Annotated in this window: 9 protein-coding genes and 1 pseudogene; 5 read left to right on the top strand and 5 right to left on the bottom strand. The window is 32.8% G+C overall.

Annotated elements, in window-relative coordinates:
- Nucleotides 1–179: 179 nt before the first annotated feature.
- The 5 genes from CQ058_RS29975 to CQ058_RS29955 all read right to left on the bottom strand — a co-directional run bounded on the left by CQ058_RS29975 (nt 180) and on the right by CQ058_RS29955 (nt 3,734).
- Nucleotides 180–1,169 carry an ABC transporter permease gene (locus tag CQ058_RS29975; RefSeq protein WP_063225629.1) on the bottom strand — a complete coding sequence of 330 codons (990 nt, stop codon included), beginning with the start codon at nt 1,167–1,169 and terminating at the stop codon, nt 180–182.
- A 1-nt stretch (nt 1,170) separates the two neighbouring features.
- Entirely contained in the window at nt 1,171–2,040 is an 870-nt protein-coding gene (locus CQ058_RS29970; protein ID WP_063225630.1) for an ABC transporter permease subunit, read from the bottom strand.
- 617 nt (nt 2,041–2,657) lie between these two features.
- On the bottom strand, nt 2,658–2,849 hold the full coding sequence (locus CQ058_RS29965; protein ID WP_105590189.1) for a hypothetical protein: 192 nt from the start codon (nt 2,847–2,849) through the stop codon (nt 2,658–2,660).
- Nucleotides 2,850–3,181: 332 nt separating this feature from the next.
- Nucleotides 3,182–3,382, bottom strand: a complete 201-nt coding sequence (locus CQ058_RS29960) for a helix-turn-helix transcriptional regulator (RefSeq protein WP_002193534.1) — start codon at nt 3,380–3,382, stop codon at nt 3,182–3,184.
- Nucleotides 3,372–3,734, bottom strand: coding sequence for a DUF3796 domain-containing protein (locus CQ058_RS29955; protein ID WP_002193536.1), 363 nt, complete (start codon nt 3,732–3,734; stop codon nt 3,372–3,374). The genes CQ058_RS29960 and CQ058_RS29955 overlap by 11 nt, the downstream gene beginning before the upstream one ends.
- A 949-nt stretch (nt 3,735–4,683) precedes the next feature.
- Here CQ058_RS29955 and CQ058_RS29945 point away from each other — a divergent pair.
- The 5 genes and pseudogenes from CQ058_RS29945 (at nt 4,684) to dltC (ending at nt 8,272) form a co-directional block, all read left to right on the top strand.
- Complete coding sequence (locus tag CQ058_RS29945; RefSeq protein WP_002193538.1) at nt 4,684–5,037, top strand: ArsR/SmtB family transcription factor; 354 nt, start codon at nt 4,684–4,686, stop codon at nt 5,035–5,037.
- Between the two features lies 1 nt (nt 5,038).
- Nucleotides 5,039–5,473 carry a hypothetical protein gene (locus CQ058_RS29940; protein ID WP_002193539.1) on the top strand — a complete coding sequence of 145 codons (435 nt, stop codon included), beginning with the start codon at nt 5,039–5,041 and terminating at the stop codon, nt 5,471–5,473.
- A gap of 143 nt (nt 5,474–5,616) precedes the next feature.
- Entirely contained in the window at nt 5,617–7,380 is a 1,764-nt protein-coding gene (locus tag CQ058_RS29935) for a SulP family inorganic anion transporter (protein WP_002193541.1), read from the top strand.
- A gap of 86 nt (nt 7,381–7,466) precedes the next feature.
- Nucleotides 7,467–7,991: pseudogene (locus CQ058_RS32585) on the top strand (hypothetical protein).
- 41 nt (nt 7,992–8,032) lie between these two features.
- The gene (gene dltC / locus CQ058_RS29925; protein ID WP_002035156.1) at nt 8,033–8,272 is read left to right on the top strand and encodes a D-alanine--poly(phosphoribitol) ligase subunit DltC; all 240 of its coding nucleotides are present in this window, start codon (nt 8,033–8,035) and stop codon (nt 8,270–8,272) included.
- The last annotated feature ends 207 nt before the right edge of the window (nt 8,273–8,479 follow it).

Genomic DNA, 8,479 nt, shown 5'->3' with positions numbered 1-8,479 from the left:
TTGAATCTCTTGAGCAAATAGTTGTAATTCGTCAGACACAGAAACAGACATAAAATACGCCATCCTTTCCTATGACCCTACAGAAAGAATAACGTATTTTTTCATTTTAGGGGCATTTCTTTTTATAAACTTGGTAGCGATATGATGATACCCCTTGTAAGTGAGAATTAAAGCTGTGTTTATGCTTGATGTTTGAATGTAAACAATTCATTTTCAGGTACCTGCAAAACACTCTTATTAGTATTTTTAACAGAGATACTGGCAGCTCTGTTTCTTTCTAAAGAATCTTGAATACTATCAGTTATTTTATTCGCAGCTAGAACAGTCAAACTAAAGAAGATTATCGGAACCATTGGAATCCAAGTATCAGCAGATAGAGAAGGATAGTACATCCCAATTAAACCAGTCCACTCATGTGTTACAGAATCAGCCTCATCACCATAAAGAACTGTTCCACCAAAAAACAAAGTTAGTAAGCCTAAATGAAGCAACAATGTTAGTGTTTGTACGAATTGTTGCATAAGCATTATTATAAACGTTGGAACCAGGTGAGGAAGAATGTGCTTAACAACAATGTATAATTTTCCGCCACCGAGGATCTTTGCAGCTTCAACAAACTCTTCAGTTTGCAATTTCCTTACTTCATTTGCAACATATAATGATAGAGTGGGAACACTTAAAAGAACAATCACAGCCAATTGGAATAGAAGTCTTTGGTAAAATGGAGCCGGTATCGTCCCATTTGCATAAATAAGTACTTCTGATAATATGAAATAACAAATCATAACCATTGGTACGATTGTAAAACTATCAAAAAATGCTTCAATTTTTTTAAACCCTCTTTTAACATATGCACCAAGTAAAAAACCGATTATAACGCCTAACACCATGCGTAATATGGCTACTACGATTGCAAACCCAATAGTCCATTTTGCCCCTTCAATTATCAGATTGAGTAAGTCGTACCCCGCTCTGTCGGTACCAAATAAAAATTGCATTGAAGGTGGAAATGGAGGCACTTCAGGATAACCAGTTTTATCATATTGAAGGATTACTTTATGTATATTTCCGTCATTAAAAACAGTATTTCCTATACTTAGGACCATTAATATTGTTAAAAATAAACCACCTAACCAGAACCGTTTATCACGTTTTAAATAATTCCACATATTATATTTTTTCCTTCATCGCAGTAGGTACCAACCAATGGAAACATTTAAAAAATAAGAATATAGGTAAGTAAATTAATATTAATCCAACCGTGAATACCTCAACACTTTGGTATTCTTTAATAAAAACAAAGAATCCGAGAGTATTGAAAATCGATTCTATTATGTATAAGTTAGAGAGCATAAACCATATATTAGCTTTTACAAAGAACAAAGTACTTAATAGAACGTTTCTTAGTACATGGTGGTTTAAAATATGAAGACGATCCATCCCCTTTGAAGCAGCGAACAACACATAATCCTTTCTCAACTCATCCTCAAATCTTAGAAGTAAGAACTTAACAAACATGATAACGGTAGGTATACAAAAACAGATAATCGGTAAGAGTCGCACCTTCTGGTCTCCAATTCCTGCTACTTGTGCTGCCATAACACCAGTTTTCTGGAATATCCATACCACCAACAATTGGGAACCCACAATAAACAATATGTCAGGTAAAGATTGAAGAAATAACATGAATTCTTTAATCCTATTCTGCCATTTTTCGTTAACCCTTAAGATTACGTGTACTAGTATAAATGACACTATTAATGAAACAATCAGTGAAATTGAGAGTATAACCATCGTCTCTTTATAGTGAAAAAATATTTGTGGGAACAAATCCTTTTTAATCTTCATACCATACTGCATAGATGAAGCATGTAGTATTATCTTCTCGCAAATTTTATAAATACTACTAAAATACCCTGGAATATCTATTGAAAGCCCTTTGAATAGAATTGGTAGAGAGCCAACCGCTAGTATACCGACAAACGACAACAATAGATGAATAATTAGCTCCCAGCCTGATAGAATGATTTTCTTCGACACAGAACCACATCCTTCTTACTTAATTTTCCACTCTTAATAATAGATTTAATTTTCAGAAATGTAAACCCTTATATCGGTATAGGTAAACTTTCAACGGGGCATTTACAAAAATATGGATTAATTCAAAATTGAATTAATCCATATTTTTGTAAACACTAAACTTATAAACTTGGAGCTCTATTATAGAATTGGCTAAAATCTAACATCATTTAGAGCATCGTTATTTTAAAGTCCTTGATAGTTTTGTATTTCCTAGGATAAGGGAAGTCCGTGAAAAAACGGATGATCTTTAGCCTATTCTATTACCGTTGAGGAGTTTGAAAAGGCCGTAATGGAACTTCTTACAGGGGTACCGTCACATTGCTATCAGGCAAAAAAAATACAACTACCCACAATAAGATTTTGTGCTAACTTGTAATAAAAAGCTTATTTTTTCGTTTTGGGGGTATTTGCTTTTCTTAGCTTGATGGCGATGGGGTATCGCCAGCATTTTGGAAAAAAACAAGCTAAGCAAAAACATACAATAAGCTGTCCATAAGGACAGCTTATTTACATGATTTTCGTTATTGGAAGTTATTCCAAACCCCTCCTCATTTTGAAAGAGGCACGATTCTCTCTCAATATTTTTTCTTTTTAAGTAAGTAAAGTCCTGTCAGATTAGCTCCTAGTGCAATGATACCTATAACAACAGAAACACTTAGAGAAACCGCCTGATTTGGAATCAGATCAATAAGGTCTGTCGAAAGTAATATAATGGTTGCCAGCCATGTTAAACCGACAATGTAAAGCCAATTTGTTTTCTTTGCCATAACTTATTCACCTCTTTTCTTCATTGTACCAGTCAACAGAAAAGATTTGTACAAATTTGGATGAATAGGATATTCATGTCAGGTTAACATAACGTCCTATTATCGGTAGCAAGGAAAAGGAGGAACCTTACTCTCTCAGGGTGTAGCTTTAGAATAAAGATTGATTAAAAAGTTTCCTTCAACCTTTATTTAAGAGAAAATGCAAAAACTCCATTTTGAAAGAAGTTTAATCAAAATGGAGTTAATCTTTCTAACTAAGTAAAAGAGTTTTATAAAAAAGATTGATCAAACCCCTTGGACATGTCTATTACAAAAATGTATTTTTACCTAACTTATTCTTCAAACCAAAACAGAACCTCAATAGGTGCTTTCAAAACCTTCGCAATATCATAAGTAAGTTTGAATGAAGGATTATATTTTCCGTTTTCGAGATTACCAATTGTTTCCCTTCTAACACCTACCTTGTTAGCTAAGTCTTCTTGAGACATATTTAGCCTTACCCTATATTCTTTCATTCGAGTCTTAATTGACATCTTGCATCCCTTTCTTTTCTCTATGTTCAAATATTTCAAGACTAATTAGGAATGTACCGAATGGTATAAAAAGCGAAATTGTAACAAGGAATCTGATTACATCTAAGTTTTCCAAAATCAAAACAGTTAATGTTACTATAATGCCCAGTATGAGTGCTACGAAAAATGCTCTTGTAGCTGCGATACGAACATGCTGTATAAAGAGTTCATCAGGCACAACCTTTGCATACAAAAAGAAGAAAAAGAAACCGAAAAAATAACCTATAACTGATGAATAATCACCTAAAAATGAGAATGGGCTTAAAAATCCAAAAAAACCAAGAAACCCCAAATAAGATAATTTATTTTTCATATAATCCCCCCTATGTGATATATTTCGCTCTATATGATGAAAATATATCACATTGATTAAGAAATAAAAAGAGCCCATGGTTCATTTCTATAGAACAGTACGACTTTTTTATAAACAGTTAATCTATTTGCAAAACGGTTAAACTTTATTTCAAATCTACAGTACCGCCAGCATTTCGGAAAAAATCCTGGCGGTACCCCTTATATAATTTCAAAAGGATTATTTTGTTAAAAAAATTCATTTTAATTTATAACCACTGTCTTTTTCTTATATTTTCCATTAAAATTTAATAGAAATATTTCGATAACAAAGGAGCAACCTATGAAGCATAATATAAATCTATGGTCCTTTATTTTTTCATTCGTTTGCATTGCTTTTTTTCTTTTATATCTTGAAGTATGCACACCTGAAATGAATGCATCTTTTATAAACGTCGTTTATTTTCACCCTTTATTTTTTGTACTCATTTTTTCAATAGGGGGTAGCACCACATGCCCATCAAGTTAATGAAACTAGTTACTCCAAAACAAAAAAATGTATATTTTTACCTGAATATGCCGATTTTCTCGTTTTGGGGGTATTTGCCTTTATTAGCTTGATGGCGATGGGGTCTCGCCAACTAAACGCGAATTTCGTACGCTAAGGAATTTCTAAGTTGAAAAACTTGGTTTTACCATACGTTAACAAAATACCATAAACGACATTTAATGTTTGTTATGGTACTTTGTTTTTGATAATGAGTTTTAGAGCTGGTTTTTGACCGTATTTCTTTCAGTTTTATTAGAACTAAATAGAGCTCCTTAAACGGTCGTTTCTGGTTCTTTTTCAACGTTTCAAAATTTGTATTGAAAATAGTAAGTCATAGAAGTATCATATACATATTCAAACATTTGAAGATGTATATGATACTTTTGGTTTTTAATTATAAATAAGTACTAGAGGTGTTTTAATGGGAAATGAAATGCAACAATTTAAAGCTGATTTTTTTAAAGCCTTATCACATCCTCTGCGAATAGGTATTCTAGAACTATTGTCAGAGGGTGAAAGAAGTGTAAATGAAATTCAAACCATCCTTAACAAGGAAGGTTCAGCTGTTTCTCAACAATTAAGTGTACTACGTTCAAAAAACATTGTTGTTGGTACTAAAGATGGAAAACGAGTTTTATATTCTCTACGGGACCCTATGATTGTGGACTTACTGGTAGTTGCACGGAAAATTTTTAACAACCATTTAATCGACACGATTTCAATGTTAGAAGAACTAGATGAAGCAGAACGTGAAACGATAGTTAATGAGGGTTAAGTTGAGCATTGAAGTTAAGAAAGAAGATATCATTCAACATGGAATGGAAATATTTCGCTCAATAGGAGCTCATCACGTTTGTAATGTTTGTATTAAAAGTGGAAATTCTTGTTGTTTTTCATGCCAGCATTTACAGGATGGAGTTGGATGTCAAAAGAGAAATACAGCTTGTACAGCTTGGTTATGCGGAATTCAAAGTTTTTTATTTGATCAAATAGGGTTACTGGACGAATGGAATAGTTTCTGGAGTGAAATTCCAGGACAAATGTTTCGTAGAGATTGTACCCCAGATAACGTAAGAATTAAATCGTTTATAGATATGAAAAAGCTAGATAGTCGAGGTGGATTACTTCTAGTAGAAAGGTTGAATTCCTACATACAAGAAGGAGGAGATATAGGTAAATTAGAACGTCATTTAAGCAAAACGTATAACTAATATTAGATTGATGCTCCCTTATAAAGAGATAAAAAGCGTCTATATAAGAGTATGAGAAATGCATTTGCAACTCAAATTTATCAAAAGAAAATATTCTTTCAGAAGAAGTAAGGTTTATTAAAAATAGAAAAGAAGGTTTTGTAATGAAAGGGTTATTTACGGGAAGATTTGAAGGATATTCATTGGGACATTTTCAAAAGGATCTTCTTTCAGGAATGATTGTTGGAGTTGTTGCGATTCCGCTTGCTATGTCTTTTGCTATAGCCTCTGGTGTTAAGCCAGAGTATGGGATTTATACAACATGTATTGCCGGGATACTTATTTCGCTATTTGGTGGTTCAAAGTACCAAATTGGAGGGCCTACAGGTGCGTTTGTTCCTATTCTTTTAGGGATTGTAATTACCTATGGATATGAAAATTTACTACTTGCTGGTTTATTAGCTGGAATTATCTTATGCCTTATGGGAATTTTTAAACTAGGATCTTTAATTAAATTTATTCCACGTCCTGTAACAATTGGCTTTACGTCAGGTATTGCTGTCAGTATCTTTACGGGACAAATTGCTAGTTTTTTAGGTTTAACAGGTATAAAAAAGCATGAGGAATTTATAGCGAATCTGAAGGAAATTTTTACTCATATCGGTACTACCAATTCTTACAGTGTCATAATTGCTTTGATTTGCTTTTTTGTTATACTCATAACACCAAAAATTTTCCCAAAAGTACCAGGTTCATTAGTAGGTGTTGTTATTTCAACTTTAATTGCAACTGTATTTTTCTCAGGTCATGTACCTACTATTGGTACAGCATATGGTACGATTCCAAACACACTTCCTCAGTTTGATATACCAGAAATCACAGTAGAGCGTATAAAACAGTTAATTGGTCCTGCATTTGTTATTGCAATGTTGGGTGGTATTGAATCTCTATTATCCGCCGTCGTGGCAGATGGTATGACAAATAGTAAACACAACAGTAACAAAGAGCTTATTGGCCAAGGAATTGCCAATATTGTTACACCGTTATTTGGAGGAATTCCGGCAACTGGAGCAATTGCCCGCACAGCAACCAATATTAAGAGTGGGGCGGTCTCTCCGGTTTCGGGTGTTATTCATGGAGGATTTGTATTATTTACACTTCTACTGTTAGCTCCATATGCTTCACATATTCCACTTGCCAGTATGGCTCCTATTTTAATGGTAGTAGCTTGGAACATGAGTGAGCAAAAGCATTTTGTTCACATACTTAAAATGAAGACAGGAGATTCTCTTGTATTACTGGTAACATTTTTGCTTACTGTATTTACTAGTTTGACAACAGCTGTGGAAATCGGTCTTATTTTAGCTATTATTTTGTTTACAAAACGTATGAGTAATATGCTTGTCATATCTAAAGTGCTTCCTGATCATACAAAAAAGAATGAAAAATTATTACCACATGTGGTAAATAAAGCTCATGATTGCCCACAAATTAGTATTTACACAATAGAAGGGCCATTATTCTTTGGGGCTGCTCAAACATTTGAACAAAATATTTTAGCGACCACTCATTATAAACCAAAAGTTTTAATTTTACGTATGGGAAAAGTTCCTTTTATTGATACCACAGGAGAGTCTTACTTTAGGAATATTGTTCAGCATTTTAAAAAACAAGGTGGCGTACTTCTTATTTCAGGCATTCAATCAGAGCTAAAAGTAACTCTAGATAAGAATGGATTGTATGCTGAGATTGGGGAAGCAAACTTTTTTAATCATACCGGGGAAGCCATTAACTGTGCTTTAGGACATTTAAATACAACAGAATGTATAGGGTGTAAACATTTCGCTTTTCATGAATGTACCGGGCTTTCTCAGCAATCTCAGGAAGTGAATACAATAAAGAATAAGGCAAATGCATTAGATTTTTAAAAAATTCACTTCACATACAAAGTTTGTTTGATTTAATCTACTCTTTTAATCCTTTTATTAAAAAATAGAGAAGGAGAAAGTTTACTTTGGAGAATGCGGAGAAGATTTTTACAAGGTGTGAACAAGAAAGTTTTTCATACATCCAACAAATGATTATCAAACAGCAAGAAGAGAATATCTTCCTTACATTTAAACGAAAAACGGATTATACAAACAGTATCCTTTCAAAAGATGATAAAAAGAATTATGAAAAAAATGTCTCGTTTTTTTCTCATGTTTCTGGTGGTGTAATTATATGAGGAGTAGCTTCGAGTAAAAACAAAGATGGTGTTAACATAGCTAAAAAAATCCAACCTATCTCTAATGGAAAAGCGTTTTTAAGTAATCTAAATTGTTTATTTCCAAAAGATTTAATTGCTATAAACCCGGATGTTAAAAACATATATATTCCTTTTCCTAAAGAAACAAACAACGGATTTGTAATCACATATGTTCCGGGGAACAACTATCTGTTAAGCCTTAATAACTATTATACAAAGACCAGGGATAACTTTGTAATGATGATGGGGCAGATTCTTTTAAATGATGTGTTAAAAAATAGAAGACTATGAAGAAATTCATTATAAATCATGGATATAGAGGAGAATAAATAATGTCTGAATTTAAAGATCAAGTATTAAATGTGTTAGAAGAAGTATGTGAAAATGATATCGTAAAAGAGAACCCAGATGTGCAATTATTTGAAGAAGGAATTCTAGATTCTTTTGGTACAGTGTCTTTATTAGTAGAGTTTCAAGAACGTTTAAACATCGAAGTGTCTATTTCTGACTTTGACCGTGATGAATGGGCGACACCGAACATGATTATTAAGAAATTGAAAGATATGAGATGAAAATAGGTGTTTGAGATACAGATAAGAAACACTTCTCAAAATTAAAGTTTGTAATTGCTAGTCTTACAAATCTGTAAAAGGAAATTGAAAAATAATGCTTATCTATTCAAATGAATGATAACAAGTGGAGGAAATAAAAATATGTCTAATTTGGTTCTGGTGCAAAGATTGTATTTATTTGAAAGAGGTATATAGATGCCTAATGGA

Origin of the sequence: Bacillus sp. MYb56, assembly GCF_002976445.1 — a bacterium.
Classification (GTDB): domain Bacteria; phylum Bacillota; class Bacilli; order Bacillales; family Bacillaceae_G; genus Bacillus_A; species Bacillus_A mycoides.
This window is presented reverse-complemented; position numbering and strand designations above follow the sequence as displayed.